The organism is Vibrio sp. THAF64 (genome assembly GCF_009363455.1).
GTDB classification, from domain to species: Bacteria; Pseudomonadota; Gammaproteobacteria; order Enterobacterales; family Vibrionaceae; genus Vibrio; species Vibrio coralliilyticus.
Window position 1 is genome coordinate 1,963,569 of record NZ_CP045355.1, and the last position, 24,950, is coordinate 1,988,518.

At 44.7% G+C, this 24,950-nt stretch carries 26 protein-coding genes; 6 read left to right on the forward strand and 20 right to left on the reverse strand.

Annotated features, from left to right (window positions below; all coding sequences use genetic code 11):
* Nucleotides 1-44 precede the first annotated feature (44 nt).
* Both FIU99_RS08950 and FIU99_RS08955 read right to left on the reverse strand, forming a co-directional pair.
* Nucleotides 45-386: a DUF3316 domain-containing protein gene (locus tag FIU99_RS08950; protein ID WP_006962405.1), complete on the reverse strand. Its 342-nt coding sequence runs from the start codon at nucleotides 384-386 to the stop codon at nucleotides 45-47.
* A gap of 231 nt (nucleotides 387-617) precedes the next feature.
* Nucleotides 618-1,541: a LysR family transcriptional regulator gene (locus tag FIU99_RS08955; RefSeq protein ID WP_006962407.1), complete on the reverse strand. Its 924-nt coding sequence runs from the start codon at nucleotides 1,539-1,541 to the stop codon at nucleotides 618-620.
* A gap of 373 nt (nucleotides 1,542-1,914) precedes the next feature.
* On the opposite strand from FIU99_RS08955, the gene FIU99_RS08960 reads away from it, so the two are divergent.
* Nucleotides 1,915-2,826, forward strand: coding sequence for an omptin family outer membrane protease (locus FIU99_RS08960; protein WP_006962409.1), 912 nt, complete (start codon nucleotides 1,915-1,917; stop codon nucleotides 2,824-2,826).
* Between the two features lie 83 nt (nucleotides 2,827-2,909).
* Nucleotides 2,910-3,716 carry a phytochelatin synthase family protein gene (locus FIU99_RS08965; protein WP_043008233.1) on the forward strand — a complete coding sequence of 269 codons (807 nt, stop codon included), beginning with the start codon at nucleotides 2,910-2,912 and terminating at the stop codon, nucleotides 3,714-3,716.
* A gap of 56 nt (nucleotides 3,717-3,772) precedes the next feature.
* On the opposite strand, the gene msrQ is transcribed toward FIU99_RS08965, so the two are convergent.
* Nucleotides 3,773-4,375 carry a protein-methionine-sulfoxide reductase heme-binding subunit MsrQ gene (msrQ, locus tag FIU99_RS08970; protein ID WP_285897044.1) on the reverse strand — a complete coding sequence of 201 codons (603 nt, stop codon included), beginning with the start codon at nucleotides 4,373-4,375 and terminating at the stop codon, nucleotides 3,773-3,775.
* Complete coding sequence (gene msrP, locus FIU99_RS08975) at nucleotides 4,372-5,379, reverse strand: protein-methionine-sulfoxide reductase catalytic subunit MsrP (protein WP_152472193.1); 1,008 nt, start codon at nucleotides 5,377-5,379, stop codon at nucleotides 4,372-4,374. Before msrP ends, msrQ begins: the two co-directional genes overlap by 4 nt.
* 177 nt (nucleotides 5,380-5,556) lie before the next feature.
* On the opposite strand from msrP, the gene FIU99_RS08980 reads away from it, so the two are divergent.
* The gene (locus tag FIU99_RS08980; protein WP_152472396.1) at nucleotides 5,557-5,754 is read left to right on the forward strand and encodes a DUF2986 domain-containing protein; all 198 of its coding nucleotides are present in this window, start codon (nucleotides 5,557-5,559) and stop codon (nucleotides 5,752-5,754) included.
* Here FIU99_RS08980 and FIU99_RS08985 read toward each other — a convergent pair.
* The 5 genes from FIU99_RS08985 to nirB all read right to left on the reverse strand — a co-directional run bounded on the left by FIU99_RS08985 (nucleotide 5,734) and on the right by nirB (nucleotide 11,083).
* Nucleotides 5,734-6,216, reverse strand: coding sequence for an NYN domain-containing protein (locus tag FIU99_RS08985; RefSeq protein ID WP_006962420.1), 483 nt, complete (start codon nucleotides 6,214-6,216; stop codon nucleotides 5,734-5,736). The two genes, FIU99_RS08980 and FIU99_RS08985, sit on opposite strands and share 21 nt — an antisense overlap.
* A gap of 96 nt (nucleotides 6,217-6,312) precedes the next feature.
* Complete coding sequence (cobA, locus tag FIU99_RS08990; RefSeq protein WP_095560245.1) at nucleotides 6,313-7,071, reverse strand: uroporphyrinogen-III C-methyltransferase; 759 nt, start codon at nucleotides 7,069-7,071, stop codon at nucleotides 6,313-6,315.
* 145 nt (nucleotides 7,072-7,216) lie between these two features.
* A complete protein-coding gene (locus FIU99_RS08995) occupies nucleotides 7,217-8,065 on the reverse strand; it encodes a formate/nitrite transporter family protein (RefSeq protein WP_152472194.1) in 849 nt (282 codons plus the stop codon).
* 126 nt (nucleotides 8,066-8,191) lie between these two features.
* Complete coding sequence (gene nirD / locus FIU99_RS09000; protein WP_152472195.1) at nucleotides 8,192-8,515, reverse strand: nitrite reductase small subunit NirD; 324 nt, start codon at nucleotides 8,513-8,515, stop codon at nucleotides 8,192-8,194.
* A 12-nt stretch (nucleotides 8,516-8,527) separates the two neighbouring features.
* A complete protein-coding gene (nirB, locus tag FIU99_RS09005; protein ID WP_021457102.1) occupies nucleotides 8,528-11,083 on the reverse strand; it encodes a nitrite reductase large subunit NirB in 2,556 nt (851 codons plus the stop codon).
* Between the two features lie 532 nt (nucleotides 11,084-11,615).
* Here nirB and FIU99_RS09010 point away from each other — a divergent pair.
* Nucleotides 11,616-13,160: a PAS domain-containing methyl-accepting chemotaxis protein gene (locus tag FIU99_RS09010; protein WP_152472196.1), complete on the forward strand. Its 1,545-nt coding sequence runs from the start codon at nucleotides 11,616-11,618 to the stop codon at nucleotides 13,158-13,160.
* A 448-nt stretch (nucleotides 13,161-13,608) separates the two neighbouring features.
* Nucleotides 13,609-14,652, forward strand: coding sequence for a GGDEF domain-containing protein (locus tag FIU99_RS09015; protein WP_045984721.1), 1,044 nt, complete (start codon nucleotides 13,609-13,611; stop codon nucleotides 14,650-14,652).
* A 19-nt stretch (nucleotides 14,653-14,671) separates the two neighbouring features.
* Here the strand turns inward: FIU99_RS09015 and FIU99_RS09020 are convergent, their stop codons facing one another.
* The 5 genes from FIU99_RS09020 to FIU99_RS09040 form a co-directional block, all read right to left on the reverse strand.
* Nucleotides 14,672-15,337: a DUF2726 domain-containing protein gene (locus FIU99_RS09020; RefSeq protein WP_152472197.1), complete on the reverse strand. Its 666-nt coding sequence runs from the start codon at nucleotides 15,335-15,337 to the stop codon at nucleotides 14,672-14,674.
* A gap of 97 nt (nucleotides 15,338-15,434) precedes the next feature.
* Nucleotides 15,435-16,241 carry a hypothetical protein gene (locus FIU99_RS09025; RefSeq protein WP_152472198.1) on the reverse strand — a complete coding sequence of 269 codons (807 nt, stop codon included), beginning with the start codon at nucleotides 16,239-16,241 and terminating at the stop codon, nucleotides 15,435-15,437.
* 36 nt (nucleotides 16,242-16,277) lie between these two features.
* The gene (locus FIU99_RS09030) at nucleotides 16,278-17,039 is read right to left on the reverse strand and encodes an ABC transporter substrate-binding protein (protein WP_006962436.1); all 762 of its coding nucleotides are present in this window, start codon (nucleotides 17,037-17,039) and stop codon (nucleotides 16,278-16,280) included.
* Between the two features lie 107 nt (nucleotides 17,040-17,146).
* Nucleotides 17,147-17,827, reverse strand: coding sequence for a response regulator (locus FIU99_RS09035; protein WP_006962438.1), 681 nt, complete (start codon nucleotides 17,825-17,827; stop codon nucleotides 17,147-17,149).
* Nucleotides 17,824-19,443, reverse strand: a complete 1,620-nt coding sequence (locus FIU99_RS09040) for a sensor histidine kinase (RefSeq protein ID WP_006962439.1) — start codon at nucleotides 19,441-19,443, stop codon at nucleotides 17,824-17,826. Before FIU99_RS09040 ends, FIU99_RS09035 begins: the two co-directional genes overlap by 4 nt.
* A gap of 347 nt (nucleotides 19,444-19,790) precedes the next feature.
* Here FIU99_RS09040 and FIU99_RS09045 point away from each other — a divergent pair, with 347 nt between their 5' ends.
* Nucleotides 19,791-20,015: a hypothetical protein gene (locus tag FIU99_RS09045; RefSeq protein WP_021457094.1), complete on the forward strand. Its 225-nt coding sequence runs from the start codon at nucleotides 19,791-19,793 to the stop codon at nucleotides 20,013-20,015.
* Nucleotides 20,016-20,059: 44 nt separating this feature from the next.
* On the opposite strand, the gene FIU99_RS09050 is transcribed toward FIU99_RS09045, so the two are convergent.
* Genes FIU99_RS09050 through FIU99_RS09075 form a run of 6 tightly spaced genes read right to left on the reverse strand, consistent with a single transcriptional unit; the run spans nucleotide 20,060 to nucleotide 24,925 of the window.
* Nucleotides 20,060-21,229, reverse strand: coding sequence for a lipopolysaccharide assembly protein LapB (locus tag FIU99_RS09050; protein WP_152472199.1), 1,170 nt, complete (start codon nucleotides 21,227-21,229; stop codon nucleotides 20,060-20,062).
* Nucleotides 21,226-21,843 (reverse strand): energy transducer TonB, encoded by a 618-nt coding sequence (locus tag FIU99_RS09055; protein WP_152472200.1) that lies wholly within the window; start codon nucleotides 21,841-21,843, stop codon nucleotides 21,226-21,228. The genes FIU99_RS09050 and FIU99_RS09055 overlap by 4 nt, the downstream gene beginning before the upstream one ends.
* The gene (locus FIU99_RS09060; RefSeq protein ID WP_006962449.1) at nucleotides 21,843-22,247 is read right to left on the reverse strand and encodes a biopolymer transporter ExbD; all 405 of its coding nucleotides are present in this window, start codon (nucleotides 22,245-22,247) and stop codon (nucleotides 21,843-21,845) included. Before FIU99_RS09060 ends, FIU99_RS09055 begins: the two co-directional genes overlap by 1 nt.
* Nucleotides 22,244-22,801: a MotA/TolQ/ExbB proton channel family protein gene (locus FIU99_RS09065; RefSeq protein ID WP_006962451.1), complete on the reverse strand. Its 558-nt coding sequence runs from the start codon at nucleotides 22,799-22,801 to the stop codon at nucleotides 22,244-22,246. The genes FIU99_RS09060 and FIU99_RS09065 overlap by 4 nt, the downstream gene beginning before the upstream one ends.
* Nucleotides 22,801-24,159, reverse strand: coding sequence for a MotA/TolQ/ExbB proton channel family protein (locus FIU99_RS09070; RefSeq protein ID WP_152472201.1), 1,359 nt, complete (start codon nucleotides 24,157-24,159; stop codon nucleotides 22,801-22,803). The genes FIU99_RS09065 and FIU99_RS09070 overlap by 1 nt, the downstream gene beginning before the upstream one ends.
* Nucleotide 24,160: 1 nt before the next feature.
* The gene (locus FIU99_RS09075) at nucleotides 24,161-24,925 is read right to left on the reverse strand and encodes a DUF3450 domain-containing protein (protein ID WP_152472202.1); all 765 of its coding nucleotides are present in this window, start codon (nucleotides 24,923-24,925) and stop codon (nucleotides 24,161-24,163) included.
* Nucleotides 24,926-24,950 lie beyond the last annotated feature (25 nt).

Genomic DNA, 24,950 nt, shown 5'->3' on the forward strand with positions numbered 1-24,950 from the left:
GGAAATCCTTATCTCCTAGGCTTAAGGCAGTAAATAGACTCATATTAGTCTTTTTGCTTCGCTTTAAATTGGTAATCGAAATTCAGGATAGAGCGATACTTCACCTCTCCACGATTGCTTGCGTACTCTTCTACTTTCACTTTGAAGTCATCCAATTTGATGTCGCCTACATGTGAATAGCCTAATGTTGCAAACTCGTTTTTTCGCTCTGCTTGGGACATGTCCTGCATAGAATCTTTCAAATTGAAGCCAGCTTCATAAGCTGCCGTTTTGCTATCAAATGAACCAGCAGAAATGTTTTGCTCACCGCTGATGTTAACAAAAGAAGAAGCGAAAGCAGAAGTTGCTAGTAACATAGTTGAAGTAAGAGTAATTAAACGTTTCATAATTATTTCCTCACATTTTGTATTTATTAACATTGGTTAAACAGAATGTTTCTCCAATCAACAGAGCTCATTTTATATTGCACAACCGTGCAGTAAATAGGTATTCTGTCTATTCATTGTGGAAAATATTGCACCAATAGATGTCACCCCAATGTAACTAAATGGTTGGATTTTGCAGCTAGAGTGAAGAAAAAAAGAGCGCCTGATAGGCGCTCTAGATCGAACTGGGTATCAATGAAACCGTTGTTCCCAAATTGGCGGAGAACCTATGATTTCTTCAACAGCTTCAATGAAAAATTTAACCAAAGGCGGCTGGTTTCGATGTGAATACATGGCATAAATACCGCTCTGCGTGTAAATATCAGCATAGGGTAGCAGCTTCACCAGCCCCATCTCATTGAGAGGTTCTGGCAGCATAAAATCACAGATTAAACCATAGCCGATACCTGCTTTCATACCTTCTATCATCAGTTCGGCTTCGTTAACGAAGTACTTACCGTTCATTTCATATGAGGCGAGTTCATCCCCATTTGTCCCGCTAGGCATTTGGAATCGGTCTGCGGTCATGCTGCCATTGGTATACACAATCGCAGGTAGAGAAACGAGCTCCTCCGGCGTTTCTGGGTTGCCATGAAGTTCAACAAACTCTCGAGAGGCGAGAAGTGAAAAGTCATTCGGTGCGATTTTTTTGGCTACAAGGTTTGAATCCTGAAGTTTGCCGATGCGGAACACAACATCAAAGCGCTCACCAATCACATCCACCCTACGATCATCCAAAATCAGTTCAATGGTGATTTGCGGATACTTAGCCATAAACTTTTCGATAGCAGGCTGAAGGTACATACGACCAAAAACTGTCGCGCTTGAAATTCTTAAGTGGCCCTTGGGCTCATTGTGGTAAGTATCTGCAATATTGCGGGTGTCAGCCAATAACTCTCTGACTTTTCTGGCTTGATGAACAATATCCTGCCCTGCTGATGTCAGCGCTAAAGAACGTGTCGAGCGATTGAGCAGACGCACACCCAGTGTCTCTTCCAGTTTTTTGATCTGCTTAGACAAGACAGAGCGATCCATATGTAAACGTTCAGCAGCTTTTGCAAATGACCCTGACTCCGAGACCTCAAGTAACATTTCCAGCCGATTTGCAAAGTCCATACTACCTCCAGTTTAAAGCTGCCTTTAAAAGCCAAGCTTACTTATTGATAAGGCAGATATGTTAACTCAAAGAGTTACATAATGATTATAGACTTATTGTCTATAGTTCATTTCTTTAATGTCCATAATTACTATTCGCGGCGAATTCTCCTTGATACAAAGGGGGTTGATGTAACACAAACTAGCTCTCTGATTTTCATTCCTCTGTATTGACCTCAATCTCAGGTAATCACCTGATATTTCGTTTTTCGTCCAATTTTTATACTCCACTCCAATTTCATGCTGATTAGTCAAGCTAGTAAGCCTCTGGAATTCACCACTATTTCTATCATTTGGCTAAACACTTGCCCATACCGGAGTATTTAAAACACTTATGAAACAGTTAACTTTGATGCTAATTCCGCTCGCTCTGGCTCCTAAAGCTATGGCAGCAGGCGATACGAATAATGTCACGCTAGAAGGATCTCTTGGCGTCTTGAATGGCTCATCAACGGAACTGGTTTACGACAGTACAGGAAGGAAGCTGAGTCAGCTTGACTGGGAGATCGATAATGTCCCGATAATCAAGCTAGGTGCTGCTTGGGATATTAATGAGAATTGGACGCTAAGGGGTAGCTTTTGGTCTGTGCTGACTGATGATGGCGACGCTCATATGGAGGACCGCGATTGGCTTAATGCTAATCAATCATCACCGACAGACATATCCATAAGCCCAGACACTAAGTTGCGAGATGCTCATGAGATTGACATCAATGCAACCTACTGGCTGCTTAGCCAAAGCAATTACAAAGTCGGTGCTCTAGCGGGCTATCAATATAACCTCTTCAAGTGGGACGGCATTGGTGGCACTTATTCCTACAATAATGGGGCTGACGTAGGCTCATTCCCAAACGTCGTAGGCATAGATTATAAGCAGGAATTCAGCGTGCTATATCTTGGACTAGCTGGAGAATACAAGCTGGATAAATCGGACTTTGGTGCACAACTTAAATGGAGCCCATGGGTTGATGCGAAAGATGTAGACCATCACAACATGCGCGATCTGACCTTCTATGAGCAAAGCAATCGTAATTCTGATTTTATCTCGTTGTCGCTCAACTATGGTTACCACTTTACGCCAAGCATGAAGCTATATGCCGAATATGTTTATACCAAATACTCTGAAGCGAAGGCAGATACCACCATCGTTGACAACAGCTCTGGTGACTCTGGAGTAGTACCCAATGGCGCTGGCTTGGATAACCACAACTCAACCGTTTCAGTTGGCCTGAAATACACATTCTAGTCACTCGCAAATGACTCAGAACGGTGCATTCGTTTGCGCCGTTCTTTTCTAAATTCCCCCAATCATCATCGGAATACAATCTCATGAAACACGCTATTAAATGGTCTCTGGCAGCTTTGATTATTAGCTGCAGCTTTAACGCACTGGCGGCAAAAATTGTCTATTGGGACGATGCTGAATCTTTTGAACGTTTGGTTTCGTCAGAAAACAAGACAGACTTTGCGCGACTCTCGGTTTACTACCAACCGCAAGAAAACAAAATGTTCTGTGGTGTCGCATCGGCTGCGATGGTGCTAAATGCACTGCGTGTTGATAGAACACCAGAGCAAATCCCACTTGATTCAAGTCAGTTCTCTACGTTGGAGTCCGGCTACCTGCCAAATGGCGGTGGCAATGTCGAGCACTCAGATAAATCCTATGTCAGCTGGTCTCCACTATTTCACCGTTATACTCAAAACACCGTGTTAATCCACTCACCGAAATCCAGAATTGAAATCCTAGGCAAGCCCGCGAAAGGCAGCCAGTTTAACGACTATGGGTTGCAACTTTCTCAATTCGTCGATCTGGTTAAATCCAATGGCGCTAAAGTCGTCAGCTACGAACTACAAAACATTGACGATATCGACACAATTAAGGCCAATATGGTCACGGCACTGAGTCAGCCAGAACATTACCTGGTGGTAAACTACGCTCGAAAAGGCGTTGAGCAAAAAGGTGGTGGACATTACGCGCCAGTGGCTGCTTATGATGGAGATTCGGATTCATTTCTCATCTTAGATCCTAATAACGCTGACTACTTGTGGCATTGGGTCGATGCCACCAGCATGATCAAAGCGATGAATACAATCGATGTCGACAGATACCGCGGCTACGCCATTATCTCCGACTAATAAAAAGACCAGCAAACCGTTTGGTTTGCTGGCCTTTCAACATTGCGATTACACGATTAGCGAAGTAATCGCTGCTTAAGTGTTTTCCAGCGAATCGCAAGCAACACGAGAGCTATCAGAATATAGATCGTTGGTTCAGTGACCTCTGACTTTACCGACCAGTAGAAATGTATCGGTGCAAGCAGCAAGGCTAAATAAACCCAATTATGTAGCTTTTGCCATTTTGCTCCCAATCTACGCTGCATCGCTTTGGTCGATGTTACAGACAGCGACAATAATATCAGCCACACAGCTCCACCAACGGTGAGGTAAGGACGTTTGATGATCTCCGAAGCCAGTAGACTCCAGTCCAAACCCAGATCCAGCGTCGCATAGGCGACTAAATGTAATACCGCCCAGAAAAAGCTATACAGCCCTACCAATCGTCTGACTCTGACCAACGCCCCTTGCTTAGTCCATTTCGCTAATGGCGAAACCAGTAAAGAAACAAATAGCGTATTGAGTGCACTGATACCCGTGTAGTGGATGATGCCCTGTACTGGGTCTCCACCTAAATCACCCGCGAAAGCCTTGAGCACCAACATCAGCAAGAAACTCAAAGACACGCCATGGATAACTACCTTCAGCCCGGTAATCGCCTTCGGAGACAACCTCATCAATAGAACTTCCTCAAGTCCATATTCTTGTAGAGATGAGCGACTTCTTCTTCATAGCCATTAAACATCAATGTAGGCTGTCTGCGGCTGCTAAATAAGTTACCTTCACCAATAAAACGTTCGCTCGCCTGACTCCATCGTGGATGATCGACCTGCGGGTTCACATTGGCATAAAACCCATATTCGTGGGGCGCGAGTCTATTCCAAGTGGTTGGTGGCTCTTGAGCTGTCAAACGAATGCACACTATAGACTTGATACTCTTGAAGCCATATTTCCATGGCACAACTAAGCGCAAAGGTGCGCCATTTTGGGGAGCTAAGGTTTTGCCATACAAACCTACTGAGATAAGCGTTAACGGGTTCATCGCTTCATCCAATCTCAGGCCTTCAACATAGGGGTAATCGATACTACCACCCCAAGAGTTTTGTCCAGGGAATTGCTCAGGGTCATAGAGTGTTTCAAAAGCAACGTATTTCGCTTCACTCTTCGGATTGGCCATTTTGATGATGTCAGATAGCGGAAAGCCAATCCAAGGTATATTCATTGACCATGCTTCTACGCATCTCAGGCGATAGATACGTTCTTCAAGAGTGAACTTGTTGAAAATATCTTCATAATTCAACGTTATCGGATTACCGACTAACCCATCAACTTTGACGCTCCAAGGATCGGAAACAAAACCACCTGATTTTTCCGCAGGATCAGACTTCCCTGTTCCAAATTCATAAAAGTTATTGTACTTCAGTACTTTGTCTTCAGGTGTTAATGAAAGGTCAGCTTGATACTTATCCGGCTTTGAGGCAGATAAATCAATACGGCGGTCTTGAACAGGCTCCTCTTTTGAGGAGAACAGATCCAAAACACCCGCTTGAGAGTTCGCCGCCAACGGCACACCGACAACAGCAATACCCAGTTTTTTTAATATGTCTCTTCGCTCTTTATACACCGACTCTGGTGTTGCCTCGTTTTCAGATAACGCCCAGCGATGATTTTTCTTTATCCACATAGTCTTCCCCTGATACGACTTACTCACTGAGCAAGAAACAAATCGATTGTTCAATGATTTAACCAGACCGTACTAACGTCAGATCTCTTTCATCAAAAACGCAGATAATCTTGTTAAGGTGAAGTGTGGTACAAAGTCTGTTACTATGCGCGCCCCTCTGAATACTGGGCGACAACGATGAACCGTAAGAAGAAAATTAACCAGATCCTAAAAGCGAAGCAGAAAAAGCAAAACGCTAAGCTACATAAAAGCAACAAGCCTCGCTACATTTCTAAAGCGGAAAGAGCAAAGCTTGAAACAGAAGAGCAAGAACAGCAAACCGCTGCACAAGCAGAAAATGAAGAAAGCGTAGACTCAGGTTCGTCTGAGCAATAATTCCTCTTCAATCGGGATGAACTTATCGCACACGTCGATTAGTGACTGTGCGCTAAGGCCCGGCACACCAAATACATCCACTTTGGTGCCAAACCTTTCTTGGACTCTTTTGACTAACACGTCAAAGTCGCCATCTCCAGATAACAGAATAACTCGGTCAACCTTGCTGGCAGCTTCGTACACATCCAAAGCAATACCCACATCCCAATCGCCTTTGGCACTGCCATCTTGTCGTTGAATAAATGGCTTCAGTTTAACGTTAAAGCCAATACCGCGAAGGATATGATGAAACTGTCTTTGTTTAGGGTCATGTGAAGCAATCGCATACGCATGAGCCTCAGTGACGTCTCGACCTTCCGTTGCAACGTACCAAAACTCATTGTAGTCAAAGTTTGCGCGGTACTTTTCTCGTGTTGTGTAGTAGATGTTCTGGACATCAACGAAAATGGCGACTTTTTCCATCAGGAATCCTGTTTAATCAATAACGCAGGCATAGTAACAGTTATTGAACTCAAGCTGTTGGTTTTCTATGGATTCTGATGCGAAAGGCAAGACTCTTTAATTAAACCATTTAAGCTTATCGTGCAGCGAGGTCACGCTACCAACAACAATAAGAGCAGGGCTGACTGCTCCCTCTGCCAACTTGGGTAAGTCTTTTAGTGGCCCAGTGAAGACACGCTGTTCGCTGCGTGTTCCGTTTTCAATAATGGCGCAAGATATCTGTTCATCCAGACCATTTTCGATAAGCTTGGTAGTAATTCGCTGGCTCTGCTTTAGACCCATATAAAATACCAGTGTGTTGTTAGATTGGGCCAATGATTGCCATTCAATTTCCCGACCATCTTTCTGCACATGACCAGTAATAAACTGAACGCTCTGAGCGTGGTCACGGTGTGTCAACGGAATACCTGCGTATGCAGTTGCGCCAGCAGCCGCTGTTATGCCCGGTACCACTTCAAAGTGAATTCCATGGGCAGCCAACTCTTCCAGCTCTTCACCACCACGACCAAAAATAAATGAGTCCCCACCCTTGAGCCGAACAACACGTTTTCCTGCCAGTGCTTTTTCCACCAAAATCTGGTTGATTTGATCCTGAGGCACGCAATGAAAATCAAGCTTCTTGCCGACATAAACCATCTCAGCTTGAGGATTGGCTAACGCCAATATTTCTTTAGAAACAAGGCGGTCATAAACGATCACTTCTGCTTGCTGTATCACTCGGTAACCTTTCAAGGTTAGTAAATCTGGATCACCGGGACCAGCGCCAACAAGAGAAACAAAACCACGTTTTGGAGAAGAGTTAGGGTGAGCACTCATAGCCGTACCTGCTGATTCAAATTTGGATATAAAAAGTAGCGCTCAATCAAAGTACTCATCGAATCACGACTTTTTATCGCCAAACCTTTAACCATATAAAAGGACTCTGCGAAGGCCCCATGCTGCGCCATGAGGCCACATCAATTTATTTCGCCATTGCAGGCTTAGCTTTAACTTCCTGCTCAGAATCAATTGATGGAGCAGTTTTCGCGTGAGTCAGGTAAAGAGGAATACAAGTGAACAACAAGCCACCAACGATGTTACCCAGAATCGTTGGAATAAGGTTGAAGTTCAGCCAAGTTGCAATACCGAAATCTGCACCAAGAATCATACCCAGTGGGAACAAGAACATGTTCACAACCGTATGCTCAAACACCAAGGCAAAGAAGATGAAAATCGGTAGCCACATGGCTGCGATCTTGCCAGCAACACTTCGGGCAGTCATGTTACCAATCACACCAAGACAGACCATCAGGTTACAGAAAATGCCACGCACAAAGCAGGTAATCCATCCGTCCATTCCCATGTTTTCAAAGCCAACAGTACGCGCTGTTGATACTGCGATAAATTTCTTAACCACAGCATTTGGGTCTAAAGAGAAATTACCCGTCAGAGAGATAGCAACCAAATAAGCAACAATCAGCGAGCCAATCAAGTTACCAAGGCCAACCAATCCCCAGCAACGGAAAATACGGTTCCAGGTGATACCTGGTCGGTTGTCAAACTTGGCAAGAGGTGCGAGACCAAAAACACCAGTGACCAGATCGTAGCCCATCAGACTTAGGATACAAAAGCCGACCGGAAACACTAAAGCACCCACGATGCCGATGCCTGTCTGTACGATAGTCGTAATGGCGACTACAACAGCCAAAGATAAGATGATACCCGCCATTGTGCCGCGCAAAATCAAGTCACGCGTACTCGTTTTTGTTTTCGCTTCGCCGACATTGATCATGGTTTGTACGAATTCGGCAGGTTTTAATGCTGAAGACATAGCTACGTCCTTTTTAAAATTGAAAGTTAAAAGTTGAAATTGAATAGTGAAAGGCTCGTTGCTTCACCTGCTCCCCTATGGAAAAGCAACAAGCCTTTAAGCTATTAAATCTCTTCAAACACCCGGCTAAGCAGAAACTTCAACTTGACCTTTAATAACGCGTGTTTTGTATGCTTTGACACTGAAGTTTTCGTCTTCCATACATACACCCGTTGATAGGTTAAAACGCTGTTTTTTCAGAGGACTAGCGACCCACAACTCCTGCTTGTGTTCAACGATCAATCCACGGGAAAGGACATTTGACTGGTAGAACGGATCAGTGTTGCCGATAGCCATCACTTCTTCAGCGTGAGAAGGGCGAAAAATGGCAACCTGCTCCCCAGAAACCAACGCACACACGCCAGTACCCGGGATGATATCTTCAATACTGCATACTTTTGTAAATGCCATGATGTTGTCTCCCTAAACTAACTCGACGTGAAGGATGTCACCCTTCTCTTCTGGATGTTTTTCTGTGTACGTCGCCGGACGATGCTGTTCACGCTCTTGGACAAAGACAACATTGCTATCGCGTTCATCTGAGTTTATGAAATGTGCGAAACGTTTTAGCTGAGCTTCGTCGTTGATAGTATCAGTCCATTCACAACGGAACTCTTCTACTAACTTGGCTACATCGGCTTCCAGTTGTGCATTGATACCAAGTTTGTCGTTGACGATGACTTCTCTCAGGTAATCAACACCACCTTCCAGATTTTCCATCCACACAGAAGTGCGTTGCAGTGGCGCTGCCGTACGAATGTAGAACATCATGAAACGGTCGATGTATTTGATGAGGGTGTCCTTATCGAGGTCGCTCGCTAGAAGGTCAGCATGTCTTGGCTTCATTCCGCCATTACCACACACGTACATATTCCAGCCTGCGTCTGTCGCTATGATGCCTAAGTCTTTACCTTGTGCTTCTGCACATTCACGCGTACAACCCGATACACCGAATTTCATCTTATGCGGGGTACGGATGCCCTTGTAGCGGTTTTCGATCATCACACCAAGGCCAACAGAATCTTGAACGCCATAACGACACCAAGTTGAGCCTACACAAGTCTTTGCCATACGAAGCGCTTTGGCATAGGCCTGCCCTGTTTCATAGCCTGCCGCGATCAACTTCTTCCATATCGCAGGTAGGTCGTCTTTCTGAGCGCCAAATAGACCAATGCGCTGAGCACCAGTAACTTTGGTGTAAAGGTTGTACTCGGCAGCAACTTCAGCCAATACCTTAAGTGCCTGAGGAGTCACTTCACCACCAGCCATACGAGGAATCACAGAGTAGGTTCCGTCTTTTTGCATGTTGCCGAGGAAGTTGTCGTTGGTATCGTGGAGTTTGACCAATTCAGGTTTTAGAATGTGCTCACCCCAGCAAGATGCGAGGATTGAGCCTGCTAGTGGCTTACACACTTCACAGCCGTATCCCTTACCGTATTTTTCCAACAGCTCATCAAATGTTTTGATTTCTTCAATACGGATAAGGTGGAACAGCTCCTGGCGAGAATAAGCAAAATGCTCACACACATCATTTTTTACTTCGACACCTGCTTTGGCTAATTCAGCGTTTAGCACGGATGTCACCAGTGGAATACAACCACCACAACCCGTTCCAGCGCCAGTTACCGCTTTGATATCACCAATAGTGTGATGGCCTTGAGCCACGGCTTCAGCAATCTTGCCTTTAGTAACATCAAAGCAAGAACAAATAACCGCTGATTCGGGAAGCGCATCAGCCCCTAGTGTTGGCTTTTCTGCCCCAGCATGAGCCGGAAGAATTAGCGTATCTGGATGTTCTGGAAGCTCGATCTCATTGAGTTTAAGCTGCAGCAAATCACCGTAATCAGATGTGTCACCTACCATCACCGCGCCAAGCAACTTCTTACCGTCTTCAGAAACGATAATTCGCTTGTACACTTCCTGCTCTTCGTTTTGGTAAACGTAGCTCTTACATCCCGGTGTACGTCCGTTTGCATCACCGATTGAGCCTACTTTGACACCAAGCAGCTTCAGTTTCGCAGACATGTCCGCGCCTTCAAACTTGCTGTCGTTACCTAATAAGTGGTCAACGGCGACTGTCGCCATCTTGTAACCCGGTGCCACAAGGCCATAAAACGTGCGATTCCAAGATGCACATTCACCGATAGCATAAACATTTTCATCAGTTGTCTGACAGCAATCATTAATCTCTACACCGCCACGTGGTGCTATGCCTAACCCCATTTGGCGAGCAAGTTTGTCTTGAGGACGGATACCGGCAGAAAAAACAATAAAGTCCGTCTCTAACTCGCTACCATCAGCGAATCGCATTACGTTTCTTGCTGTTTTGCCTTCCGGTGCAATCTCTAGGGTATTTTTGCTAACGTGTACCGTTACGCCCATACGTTCAATCTTCTGACGTAATTGGTCACCACCAGCCTGATCTAACTGCTCAGCCATCAATTTCGGAGCAAACTCTACTACATGAGTTTGCACACCTAGTGCTTTCAGTGCACCTGCAGCTTCAAGGCCAAGTAAGCCACCACCAATAACGACGCCAACTTTGCTGTTCTTGGCACATGCTTCGATCGCTTTAAGATCTTCGATTGTACGGTAGACAAAACAGTCTTTGCTCTCGTGGCCCTTAATTGGTGGAACAAAAGGAAAAGACCCCGTGGCCATGACAAGTTTGTCATACTGAATTTCACGTCCAGTGCTTGAATAAACGGTCTGCTTTTCACGATTGATGTTGATAGCGCGTTCGCCCATCAAGATGTTGATATTATGCTTTTCGTAAAAGCCTTCCTTTACAAGCGAAAGCTCATCTGCAGTATGATGGGAAAAGTAAGAAGAGAGATGGACACGGTCATAAGCGACACGCGGTTCTTCACAGAAGACAGATATTTCATATTGAGAAACATCCGTCTTCTCAACGAGGTCTTCTATGTAACGGTGCCCGACCATGCCGTTACCTATAATGACCAGCTTCAACTTGCTCATAGTACTTCCTAAGGGTTAGGTTCTTATCACTATGTGCATTGTTAAATGTGAAAGAAAATTAATATATGATGTAAATCAATTACGAAATTAAACTACCCTAAAGGGGTAGAAGCAAGATTTAACCAGCCTATTTATGTATTAAAATTACAATAATGAATTCCTAATCCTCTATAAGACTTAGTAATGTGTGCTTTATGTAAACACTTGTTCACAGGAGCTCTGAACGGTAAAGCTCGGGTTAACAAATTAAATACAATTGCAATCAAGCACATATTAATAATTGGAATTAATATCTCAACAAAAAGAAACAACATGTAACAAGGTTATTTTTGCAGCAATTATTTGCGAACAGTCAAACTTCGCTGAGCAGTTTGTGAATAGTTACCTCAAATTGATTTAGGTCATTTATAGAACTTTTGCCCTAGGGATAGCATGGCGCGGTAAGTCAAGGAAAAACCAGAAGTAATTTAGCAAATGGTAATAGACCGCTAGCTGAAATACGCCGCCATACTATTTGAGATAACCAATAAAAATGAACAATCAACAGCTCAACAAAGACTATTGCGCTAATGCCAATCTAATATCTACCACGGATCGATCCAGCCTTATAACTCATGCCAATCAAGACTTCTGTGATATTGCAGGCTATTCAACTGACGAATTAGTGGGCAACCCCCACAATATGGTTCGTCATGATGACATGCCCAAGCAAGCATTCGAACAGATGTGGACCTACCTTAAACAAGGGAAAAGTTGGATGGGTCTAGTAAAAAATCAATGTAAAGATGAAGCTCACTATTGGGTATCCGCCTTTGTAACTCCCATTAAAAACCCTGACGGTGACATCGTTGAATATCAGTCGGTTCGTTCTAAGCCCGATTCAGGGCAGGTTGAAAGGGCTGAAGCTCTTTATCGTCGGCTACAACAGAACAAATCTGCAACAAAACCTAGGCTGCCACTGCACAAACTCACATTAGGCTATTCTACGTTACTGGCATTATTGTCGCTTTTAATGCTGGGTACGACCCCGAGTGTTCTCAGCGCTGCAATTACCTTAGTTGCGGCAATGATGACATTTGGCCTCGCGTACCAGTACCGACGCAGTAAAAGCATGGCAGCTCTCGCCCAGCAAGCCTATAGTAACCCATTGATGGAAAAGCCCTACACCAACCACTTCGATGACTACTCTCAAGTCGAATTAGCGCTGAAAATGAAACAAGCCGAACTGCGAGCAGTGACCGCTAGGGCAACGGAAACGTCCGGAGAAATCCTGATTTCAGCAGAAGACGAATTTGGCACGATTCAATCAATCGGACAAAGCCTAGACCAACAATGTCATGAAACGGAGCAAGTTGCCGCAGCTGTTGAACAACTCACCCATTCTATCAATGAAGTCGCAAGCGGCGCATCTGCTGCTTCAATGCTCGCTGAAGAAGCAGATCACGAATCTGAAAAAGGGCTAAGCAGCATACATTCCACCATTGCGGAAGTGACTGCTCTTGAAGCTGAGCTGGCGCAAGCACAGACAATCATTAATCAGCTATCTCAAGACAGCCAAAAGATCGACAGCATTTTAGAGGTCATCACTGCTATTTCAGAACAAACGAATCTACTTGCCCTAAATGCCGCTATCGAAGCAGCGCGAGCGGGAGAAGCTGGCCGCGGATTTGCTGTAGTAGCGGATGAAGTACGAAATCTGGCGTCAAAAACCGGTTCTTCCGCAAGTGAAATTCATACCATGATTCGCCAGCTTCAGGAAACGGCCGAAAGTGCAGTAGGTGCGATGGAAAAAGGTATTGCTCTTTCGAGCCGCTGCAAGCATCGCGCGGATGAAACGGGTGATGTTCTCAGTACAATTTCAGACAAATTGAATCAAGTCACCGACAGCAGCATCCAAATCGCCACTGCTGTCGAGCAACAGGCGAGCGTTACGCAAGAGATCAACCGCAACATCATCAACATCAAACAACTCGCCGATGACACTTCCCAAACATCACAATCTTCAATCGAACGAACCAGTCATTTGGTTGACAACCTGGAAGGTCTGGAACGTTTAATGAAACAGTTCCAGAAATAATTGGAGAGCCTTCGGGCTCTTTTTCCTCTCCATCATCCAGCCCTGATAACTACAAAAAGATCACTAAAATAAGGTCAAATCTGTTTAACAATCTTATCAATGATACAGGCTTAGGCCTATTAGGGCTCAGAAGTGGTATTTCTCTACATTTTGTCGCATTTTTGTGACTTTAAATACGAAATCAAAACCATTAATAAAAGTGATACTAGTTCCACTATTTGATAATTTTCTGATTAAGTATAGACTGGTAAAAAGATGATATAAATTGACTATTTCTTATACATTACATTAACTTGCGCACATAATACCTGTATAGTTTTAATACGCTGTATCATTTATAGTCTTTAAAGTGTGATCCTTGTTCAGTCTTATGCTTGATTCCCCATACGAAAAGCATACTATTGTCTGATATTCATACTTAGGCATATTCCTACAAAGGCTACTCAAGATGGAGCTTGACATATTTAATCCTTCCAGACAGTTACGTCGAGCAGTCTTGTTCTGGCTAAGTATGCTTCTTGCCCTGATGTCATTGATTATTGCCACTCTTAATGTGTTTTTTGGCGTTTATCATCTCTTGGCGATCATTCAGAGTCTTTTTTGTAGCTTTTCTCTCTATGTCGCTTTCAATAGCTACCGAAGCACTGCTTCCCTTTTACTCTCAAACTGCTACGTCTATAGCATCATAGGTTTGGTTTATTTCACGACGCTGACATACCCGATAGAAAATGGTTTGTTCCTCTGGAGTTTCCTCTACCCGGTTCTGTTTTACCTTATTCTGGGTAAACGGTATGGATTTGTTGCGACCATGATGGGCTTCATTAGCCAGCTATTCCTTGTGGTTGATAAATCGTTCGTCGATGGTGTTGTTAGCTATTTTGAGCTCATCGTTAATTTTGCCCTCGCCTATCTGAGTGTCTGGCTCGCCAGCCACATTCTCGAGGTCAAGCGTAAGACATCAGAGGCATCACTGGGGCAGCTTGCTTCACGTGATGCTCTCACTAGTGTCTATAACCGCCACGCCTTAATTCATAACTTTGACCGCTACCGACAAGAAAGTGAAACACTACCTTTGTCGCTTCTGGTTTTGGACTTGGATTACTTTAAACAAGTCAATGACGAATTCGGCCATGACATTGGTGATAAGGTGCTCGTTCAGACAGCAGCACTCATTGATGGATTAAGCGATGAACACTTGGTGTATCGCATTGGTGGAGAAGAGTTCTGCATCGCTCTACACAACACTAATATTCAACATGCCATGATTAAGGCTGAACAAATCCGAATGGCCATTGAACGCTACCGATTCAACAACAATGAGCAGCCAATATCTCTCACGGCGAGTATTGGGATTTATCAGTGTGACCTCTACAACGATCTCGAAAGCGTACTGAAAGAAGCAGATAAAGAGCTTTACAAGGCCAAGAAGAACGGGCGTAACCAAGTCATGGTATGCAATCAAAAAGAGCAGGCCATGATGACCTGCTCTTGATAACAGTTACTTTTAGTCATTAGCCTTCTGAGTCATCTTCATCAAACACAACATTGTAGTTTTCTGTATAAGTACACTGAGGTTGTCGGCTACAGGTAAAGAAACGACGACCTTTGAACTCCCCTTGAGAAGCAGTCTTAATCACCATAGGGCTACCACAACGCTTACAGAAACGTATCTCTTTCTCTGGTTCGATCAAATCGATATGAGACGCCAGAAGACGACGCAACTTGCCAACCTGATAGCTGTGTTTAACGGAAGTGCCGATTAAGGGAATGCCTGACGACTTACACACGTGCATTAATAGCTTTTGGCGTTCTATTTTGCCTTTATCGAGTGTCCTGCCATCATCCAATTCGATTGCTACACGAACCTGAAGTGTACGCGGGTCGCAAACCACGTAATCAAAGTAACTCTTAGCAATGCGGTTATTGGCGATAAACCACTGCTTTTTATCAGTAGCCAGTGGGGCAACAATATTTGTCATGTTTACTTTTGCCATAACAATGCCATGCTGACCTACTGCAGTCATCAGGGCATTGTAAAATGCCGATTCCTGCATATTCATCAAGGGGCCTTTTTTCTTATAGGCACTGTCTTTCAGCTCATCTTGTTTCAAATAACGTTTTTGCACAAAGACAAAAAATAAAACCAACAAAACGACAACGATGAAAACACTTTCCATTTCGCTTTATCTACTCCACCACTTAGGAAATGTATGAAACTCTTAAAGAATTTATACGCTAACTTAGGGGATATGTCAGTGTTTATGTAGGAATGGCTTATTGTTTGTGGGATCCAGCCTCGGGTAAAGCCAGATTGATCACCACCCGATCATCGGGTTTAATTTGTTCATACGTCTGCTGCCAGTATTTACGCACCAATCGATCTATCAGGCCACTGTTTTTGGCCTGCTTTAACGCTTGCTCCAAAATCTGGCGATAACCCGCAGCTTCATGAGATAGATAGAAATAAAAGTCTTTCTCGTAATTTAAAAGTAGGCGTTGTTCTATCGCTAGGTGGGGGTTTTGTGCTGCTTCACCTAGAATTTCGGTCATCCCTCTCGGGAAGTAGTTCACATCGCCTTTTGGAGTGAGCTTGGAGTAAAGTGCCCTCCACTCACCATCTTCTAAATGCACTGGCAATTGATTAGCCTGCCAAATCGCCACATCGTACCATTGCATTCCCATCCCTGCGATCAGACCTGAATCCTGCAAGTCTTTCAAGTTCCTTATAGTGTTAAACTCATTCTGCAATTGAGGTGGAATGAGCAACACACGTTTACCTATCAGACCATTGGTTAGCGGTACCTTGACTGGTACATACTGCTGATTTCTTTCTTCTGTCTCAATCAGCCAAGTTAAAGATAGCTGATTACTTTCAACCATTTTAGTCGCACGCTTTTGAGGAATATGATCTTGGGGAACTGATATTGTGACCGTGTAACCTGCATCGCCTAATGCTCTGTAAAGCAACTCATGATAGAAGACATGACCGCCATCCATCTGAGATGGCAATGTAAGTTCAATTTCATTTTTTGCAAAAACGTGCTGGCACATCATGCACAGCAAAATGACGATTATACGCATACCGCCGCTTCCTGATTTGATTTCAACCAAAGTGCTTTAGCGATAGGTATCAACAATCTCCTGATACTTAGACATACCCGCTTCACCGATGGTATTTTTCATTTCATCGATACCGCGTTGTAGCTTCTCAGTTAATTTTTCATCTACCGCTAAATTAAAAGCATAGTAGAGTTCCCCTTCTCTGAGCACAAACACTGCCTCAAAATCGCTGGTGTCGTATCCGATTTGCTTGATCCACCACTTAGCGACGTTTTCTTCATATGCCCAAAGATCAATACGCCCTTTAGCCAGTTGCTGAGCTAAAGTCTCAGCTACAGAGTTCTCCTGCATTGAATCTCTCGGCACGCCAAGCTCTAACATCAGCTGTTCACCCACGTCGTCCCGAATGACTCCAATCCGATATTGAGCAAAGTCGATTGTGTTCTCGATACTGATTTGACGGGACTTTTTCGCCATAACGACGATCCGCGTTTCACTCAAAGGTCCCACCCATTGGAACAGGTGTTCACGCAACCTTGTCCTAGTAGTCGAAAACAGTACCGCATCAGGCTTAATCAGTGTGGTTCGGTATGCCCTAGCCCACGGCTGAACCTTGATATCTTCTTTCTTGATTTCTATCCCCTCAGATTTAGCAGCAGCAATCAGCAAATCGATCGAAATGCCTTTTGTTTCACCATCTTGGGTAAAGTTGTATGGTGGGTATTCTTCGGTCAAAAACTGAAGTTCATTGAGCTCTATCGCTCCAATCGGAAATGAAAACAACAAGAGCGATAGAGACAGGCTGAGTAAAGATTTCATAGCCGCCTCTAACAGTAAATAGTGTCACATCTATCAATAAACTTTAGAGGCGGATGCAAAATACGTCTAGGTAATTTGGGCGAGAATTTTCTAATCGAAAGTTGTAGTTACGATCGCTTATAGCAGCGTTCGGGTCTCCCGACCGTGCCGTAGTTAAGATCAGCCACTAGTTCACCAGAGCTGATAAGGTATTCTAGATAGCGTCTAGCTGTTGTACGGCTCGCACCAATGCGTTCTCCTGCTTCATCTGCTGTGATACTTTCTGCACCAGAAAACAACGCACGTATTTTGTCGAGAGTGACACTGTCGATACCCTTAGGCAACCTTTGAACACTGGATTCTGCAGTAGATGGGCTCTGTAGCATCTTGTCCACCAAATTTTGGTCAAGATCCGAAGCGCTCGTGAACTGATGCTTTTGTACTACGTATTTCTTCAATGCTGCTTCCAGCCTTGGGAATACAACAGGCTTAAGTAGATAGTCGACAACACCACCACGCATCGCCTGTTGCAGTGTATCGACATCACGAGCTGCGGTAATAAGAATGACATCGCAGCTTTGGTTGCGGGCACGCAGTTCCTGTAAAAGCTCCAACCCTGTTCCATCCGGAAGATACACATCAAGTAACAGGAGATCTGGGTTCAACACATCAAGCTGTATCTCAGCTTCGACTTTCGTAGTGGCAATCCCGATAACCTCATAGCCTTCCATCTGTTCCAGATAACGTTGATGTAATTGAGCAATGTTGAGATCGTCTTCAATAATCATCACTCGTGTTACGGATGTCATACCTGCTCTTCCTTCGGTAAATACACTGTCATTCTAGCTCCATGCTGTTCGTTATTCGTGATTTCCAGCGCGCCGTGATAGCGCACTGCTAATTCATTCACCAAGTAGAGGCCCACTCCTCTGGTCGACTTGTCTTTGGTTGACACACCCCGTTCAACCAAATGCTCTACTGAAAGATCTTCGGGTAAACCACAACCTTGATCCGTGACTTCGAGAATGATTTCATTCCCGAAATCACCAATGGAAACTTCAATTTGTCTTCGTACTGGGGCAAACATGGCATCCAAAGTAATCGCGCTGCGCGTGGCATCAAAAGCGTTATCAATAAGGTTGCCCAAAATAGTCACAAGATCTTCTGCATTAATCCGCTCAGGCAGAGGCTCAAGTCGGGAGCCCTCTTCGACGATAAGTTCAAGCCCAAGCTCTCGAGCACGCTCCGTCTTGCCCAGCAGCATGCCTGCGATCAATGGCTCTTTGACGGTTTCACGTAAGAACTCAATCAAAGATTGGTAATGCGCGGTTTCCTGGCCAATCAGATGCTGAACCGCGTCCAGCTCACCCATTTGAACCATACCACTAATAGTGTTCAACTTATTGCGATGTTCATGAGTCTGAGAGCGAAGCATCTCTGCGTACTCTTTTGTTTTCGCTAGCTGCTCCGATAGCTCATTAAGCTCATCCCTCAAGCGAAAACTCGATACGGCCCCCACCACTTTTCCTTCAACAATTATCGGGCTACGGTTTGCAATTAATCTTTGTTTGTTGAGATAAAGGTTTATGTCGTGATCGGTGCGGGCTGTCGTAAGAACAGTGTGAAGGTCACTCTCAGGCAATACTTCTTTTAACGGCTTATTCAGGCATTGAGACTTTTCCAAACCCAATATATAACACGCACTCTTGTTAATTGAACGCAGTTTGCCCGACTGATCGATGCTCAAAATGCCTTCTTTGAGCGTTTCCATCGTCACGTCTAACTCAACGTACAAACGACCGATTTCTTCAGGTTCAAAACCAAGGATCGCTTTCTGGAAACGCCGAGATGCATAGCTTGAGACAATAGCATTCGCTGCAACCACCAATAACGCCATTAAAATCAAAAATATCAGAAAAGGTTCAAGTCGGTCCTGAAGGCGGTCAATGAGATAGCCAACCGACACCACACCTATGATATTGCCATCCGAATCAAAAACGGCCGCTTTCCCTCGAACGGAGTAACCCAACGAGCCTTGGGCGAAAGAAACGTATTTCTTACCTTCTATCAGAGCACGATCGTTATCGCCCCCTTTCATTGGTTTACCAATGCGTTCATCAATAGGATGGATGATGCGAATACCGTCCTTATCGCCAATAACAATAAACGCAGCGCCAATTAACTCGGTAAGATTACGATAACGAAGCTGATATTCTGAACCACCACCATCTTCTATCATTTTTACGACGAATGGAGAGTTTGCCAAAAATGAGGCGACACCAAGCGCTTGCTTCCCCATCTTTTCTTCCTGCTCTTGTTTAACGTAGAAGAAGCCTGCGGCAGCAAGCAACAACAATTCAATCAAGCCAGAAAGCGTCATGATAATCAGCATTCGCTTGCGAAAGCTGATACTACTCCATTTCATAAACTCTCCCATTTATCCTATCGAGGCTAACATCCAATTAACATTTATACGAGTTACTGGGCGCTATTTTGTGAGGCCTATTATCCTAACCATTCCCTCCTGTTATTGAGTCACTCCCAACAATTCGTCTTATGTGTTGTTTGATAGTTTTAAACACACTTTGATATAAAACCAGTGGAATAATTGATTTTGATCACAAGAGTTTTAGAACATTTTTTGTACTACTTACTTATTTAGACTGTATAATTATTGAGCATGAAAAATGTAGGAACGTTAGAAGTGGGCAGTGAGTAATAATAAAAACACGATAAATAACCGTCCACAATACAATGTCAGAGGGAAAGACGATGAAACGGGATATGTTTGGTATCTGCCTGTCAAAATCTATGCTGTCACGTAATCTATCCAGCACCTTTACTCACGTAAGGGCCTATGAAAAGTCCGACTTAGATAACGACGTAAAGGTTCTGCATGCCTTTCCGCAATTATCCGGTCAGGAGCTGCTAACGACAATTCAATCCTCCAAGCAATTACTATGGCGAGCGGAATATGTCTGCTTAAATCAAAAGTAAGCGGCAACAAAAAGGGAAGCAAATTGCTTCCCTTTTTTAATCGATTAGCCTGTCGTCTGTTGAGCGGCAGCCCTAAGTTGAGACAAGTATTTAATCCAACTCTTCGCCTGGTTTGATGGTTCGATATTGTTGGCTCTTTTCGCTTGTACCAGCGCTTTCTCAAGCAGATTCAATTTGTACAAAGCACGCGTTTTGGCCAGCGCCACGTCTGCATCACGGCCTTTCACTTTATCTAGCACCGACAACGAATCTTTGTAATAGCCTTGCTGAACCATGAGCTGAGCGACACTCCAGTTATACTTAGCGTCTTTCTTGGCTGCTAACTTCCAAATAGATAAAGATTTATCCCACTCTTTCGCCAACTGCCAATATGTTGCCTGTTCTGACAGCAACTGAACATCCGTTTGCGCTTCATCCAGCTCACTTATTTCAATCGCGGCCCTTTCTGGGATACCACGTTTGGCATACATCTGGGCCAGCATACGTCTGTCGCTCTGGCTCAACGGTAACCCATTGATCTTTGCAAGAGCCAAGGTATCGAGCGCCTCTTTGTCTTTGCCGACTTTCATTTGCAAGCCAACCAGTTGGCGCCACCAGCTCAGTTTCTCCGGCTGGATACCGATGAGTAACTCAAGGGTCGGAATAGCTCTGCTCCAGCGTTTCAGCTCAAGCTGTGCTCCCAGCTTGAGTGATAGCGGTTGAAGAATCTCTTTTTCCTCGACCTTTAGATACTTATCGACCGCAGGAACCACTTTATCCCACTGCTCTAGTTGATAGTGCGACTGTGCAATTCGCAACCACAAATCCTGAGCTTTTTGAGTTTCAGGAACCGACTTAACTAACTGGTAATAGTGCTTAAGTGCCTTAGCAAACTGCTGGTCATTAAGGTACAGATCAGCCAGCATACGTTGGCTGATCCACGCCTGTTCATCACGCAGTAGACCACTTTCAACCGCATACTCCATTTTCGAAATGGCTTGCTTGGTGTTGCCGTCTTGCCAGTAGAACACTGCCAACATACGAGCGACAAACGCTTTGTCGTAGTCGCGCGAGGTGTCGATTTCCTTAAGTAAAGTAATCGCCTCTTTCAGCTGTTCTTTCTGAGCGAGTTCATTGGCTTTCTGAACACGAACCGCAGTGTATTGAGTCAGCTCCTGAGCCGCGGTTAATGGCGAAGCCAGAAGCAAAGCGATAAGGGCTAATCGTTTCATCATTTGGCTAAATTAAACTCCACTCTAGCAGTTTTGTTAGGTTGAGAAACCGCAACTCCATCAACAACTTTAGGTTGATACTTCCATTTTCGAAGCGCCTGTATAGCGTTACGCTCAAACATACGTTTCGGACTGGCTTCCACAACCTCAATGTCTGTTGGCCTACCCGTGGGATCAATGGTGAACTTCAACACCACGTAACCTTCTGCTTGACGCTTCATTGCTTTTGTCGGATAGCGAGGCTCAACACGATACAAAGGTATCGCCTCTTGATTAACGCCAAAGTCGCCAAACGTTGGAGCACTTATAGCCAAACCTTCAATGCTGGTATTCAGACCAAGTGACGGCTGTGAAATCGGTGAAATCTGCGACAATTCAGTATTGGCTTGAGAAGTTGGCATCTGCTCTGGTACTTCTGGTGCTTTCGGCTGCTCTGGCACCGTTCGCTGGCGACGTTGAACATCCTGCTCATTTTCCACCATCACCATATTAAAGCTCAGCGATTCACTTGGATCAGGAGCTCTACGATGACCGCTGTCCACCATCCATGCCATAAAGCTGAAAATAGCTAACGCACATACGGCAGCCAGTGGCGTTGCAATTAACAAACGTCCCACTACTTCTTCTCCGCTGCCAGCGCTATGTTCTTAACACCAGCACCTTTCGCCGCATCCATTACTTTCACTACAGTACCGCTGTAGGCATGTTCATCGGCCTGAATAACCAGCGAAGCGTCAGGTTTATCCAGCAACAAATGCTCTAGTGTCGCTTGTACACGTTCAATATCAACGTTTCGCTTATCAATATAAATGTCGTTTGCAGAAGTGACCGCGACAAAAATGCCAGCGTCCTTCTGACTCACCACATTAGATGCCTGAGGGCGATTCACTTCAACACCAGATTCACGTACGAACGAGCTGGTAACGATGAAGAAGATCAACATGATAAAAACGATATCAAGCATAGAAGTAAGGTCAACCTGAGCTTCATCTTGTTTATGGTGACGTCGACCGAGTCTCATCGCTGACTCCTTAAAGATTTTTCTAATTTAATTTCTCTCAACTGGCAGGCTTTCACTAATCGCGCATAGAAAAACATGCCTGTTAATGCGCCGACCATACCTGCCATTGTTGGTAATGTGGCGAGTGAGATGCCTGAAGCCATCAATTTAGGGTTACTGCTACCTTGGTTAGCCATGACATCAAAAACGGAGATCATACCCGTCACTGTGCCCAGCAAACCCAACATTGGACAAATGGCAACCAGAACCTTAATGATGTTCAGGTTTTGATATAACTGGCTGTGCGCTTGTGATAACCACCCTTCACGGATAGAGCGAGCATACCAAGAAGTTTGGTCGCTCCGTTCACGCCAAGCGTCGACCCAATTTGCTTTATGCTTGGGAAATTCGACAAACAGATAGATGATGCGCTCTAGAATCAATAGCCAGCATAACGCTACCACACCAGACAGCCACCACAGCACCTGACCACCCTGCTGCATAAAGTTTTGCAACGAGAGTAGCCAGTCACTGCCAGCTAATGCTTCAGGTAACAATGCAAATATTGCATCCATTAGGCAACATTCCCTAGCGCTTCCTGAGATGGCTTGAGATCTTTCTCCGCTTGTTCAGCGACTAGAGAGATTCCCTGTTTCTCAAGGATGTTGCGAATCGTTTCAGCTTGCGAGCTCAGAATATTGTGAGCCAGAAGAAGAGGCATAGCGGCAACAAGACCAAGTACGGTGGTCACAAGTGCCATCGAAATACCACCTGCCATGACTTTAGGATCGCCATTGCCAAACTGAGTGATGACCTGGAACGTTTCAATCATACCCGTAACCGTACCCAGAAGACCCAGCATTGGTGCCAAAGCAGCCAACAGTTTGAGCATGGACAATCCTTTTTCCAGCGTTGCTTGCTCATCAACGACAGCTTCAAGCAAACGTAATTCAAGCGCTTCAACACTGAGGTTTTTCTCTTTGCCGTAAACGGATAACACACGGCCAAGTGGGTTATTACCCGGATTTTGAGGTGACTTCAGTTGAGCACGAATCTTCTGGCGAGCAATAGACAAACTCACGCCACGTACTACAGCTATGATCAAGCCAATCGCAAGCAGACCAAGAATGATCTTACCTACCACACCACCAGCTTGTAGTCTGTCCATCAGGCTTGGGCTGTGCGCCAGTTGCTCCAGCATCACACCACGAGAAGGATCAAGAACAATGTTCTCAACCTGCCCATTTGTTAAAGGAGAAAGAGATGAAATGGTTGGCGCTTGCTCGGGTTGCTTAATATAAGCCTGAGCTTCACCTTTTGCGGCATTCCAGTTTAAGTAGCCCTGCGCTCCAACTAAGCCAATCGAACCAAGTCGAAGGGCTGATTCGCTTTGAGCCACCCCGTCACCGTTAACAAAACGGACTTCAGTTGATGCCACTTCACCACTGGCTTTGATCTGCTCTTCCAACGCTTTCCAAAGACCATTAAGTTGATACATAGAAGGCAGTTTTGTCGCTGCGACAATCTCATTAACCACACTGGCATGAGTTTGTGCATCTGCTGAGGTCACTGAGTACTGCAGTTCAGACTCCAACTCTTTGGCGTTTTGACGCACAACGCCAAATACTTCACCTAGGCTTCCTGTCTCTAAGCGAAGTTTTTCTTCCAGGCGAGCCAAGGTATTTTCGTTGTCACTGAACTTTGCCGCTAGTTTGTCATTTTGCGTTTGCAAATCGTCACGCTGCTTGATCAGTTGTGCTTTGAGCGCTTTAAGTTCTTTCTCTGTTTGCTTAAAACCTGACTCGCGCGCGACGTTATGTTGAGCCTGCTGTTGGTTTTCAGCCTGAGCTTTGTTGACCAGCTCAGAAGAAGCTTGAGTGTTAAACGACAGGCCAGCAAGCGCGATAAGGGAAGCAATTAATGTACGTTTCATATTATTTTGCCTCCGCAACGTTTAGAGAAACTGGGAGAGTAATCAAGCTTGGCGCCGCTTGCTTCGCTGCGATGTTAAACGCTTTGTCTAACTCTGATTTCATCGAGCTATCGACACTCTGCCACTGTTTATCAGACTGGTTCCATGACCAAAATTTCGTGCCGTTCAGGCTGCGAGCTACCAGTGAAACGCGACCAAGATGAAGGATGTCAACTTCACGCGAGCCCTCACTTACCGCAATCTGGTCTTGATACAAGCCAAGTTTGGTACCGTAATCAAGCTCTATCTGATACGCCTCTAGAATACGACGATACTTCTCTGCATCGCTCACATCAGCGCGAGTCATCATTTTTTCCAACTTCGCGACACGCTCTTGGCGCTGCTCTTGTTTGATCGGCATATCATCAGCAGTCGACGCTTTTAGACCTGCGATCATCTGATACATCAGCGGAACCACACCCTGACGAGTGGTTTTTATCTCATCAATTTGATTTTCAAGATTACCCGCTTCCTGCTCTTGGCTTTTAACTAACGCCGTCAGGTGAGAGCGATAAACCTCAAGGTTTTTGACCTCTTCCTGAAGCTGTTCAATTTCAGCTTGAAGGCTAAGTGTATTTTCAGCACTGACATCAATACGTTTCTGACTCGCAGCGGATGAGGAATTGGTTTTACTTTGAATGGATTGAGCGCTATCAAGGCTCGAGGCCGTTGCACTGAAGCCTGCTGTCGCAACCATCAACGCCAAACTGGTTTTAAATAGATTCATAACGTGTAATTTTCAATGATGTCAA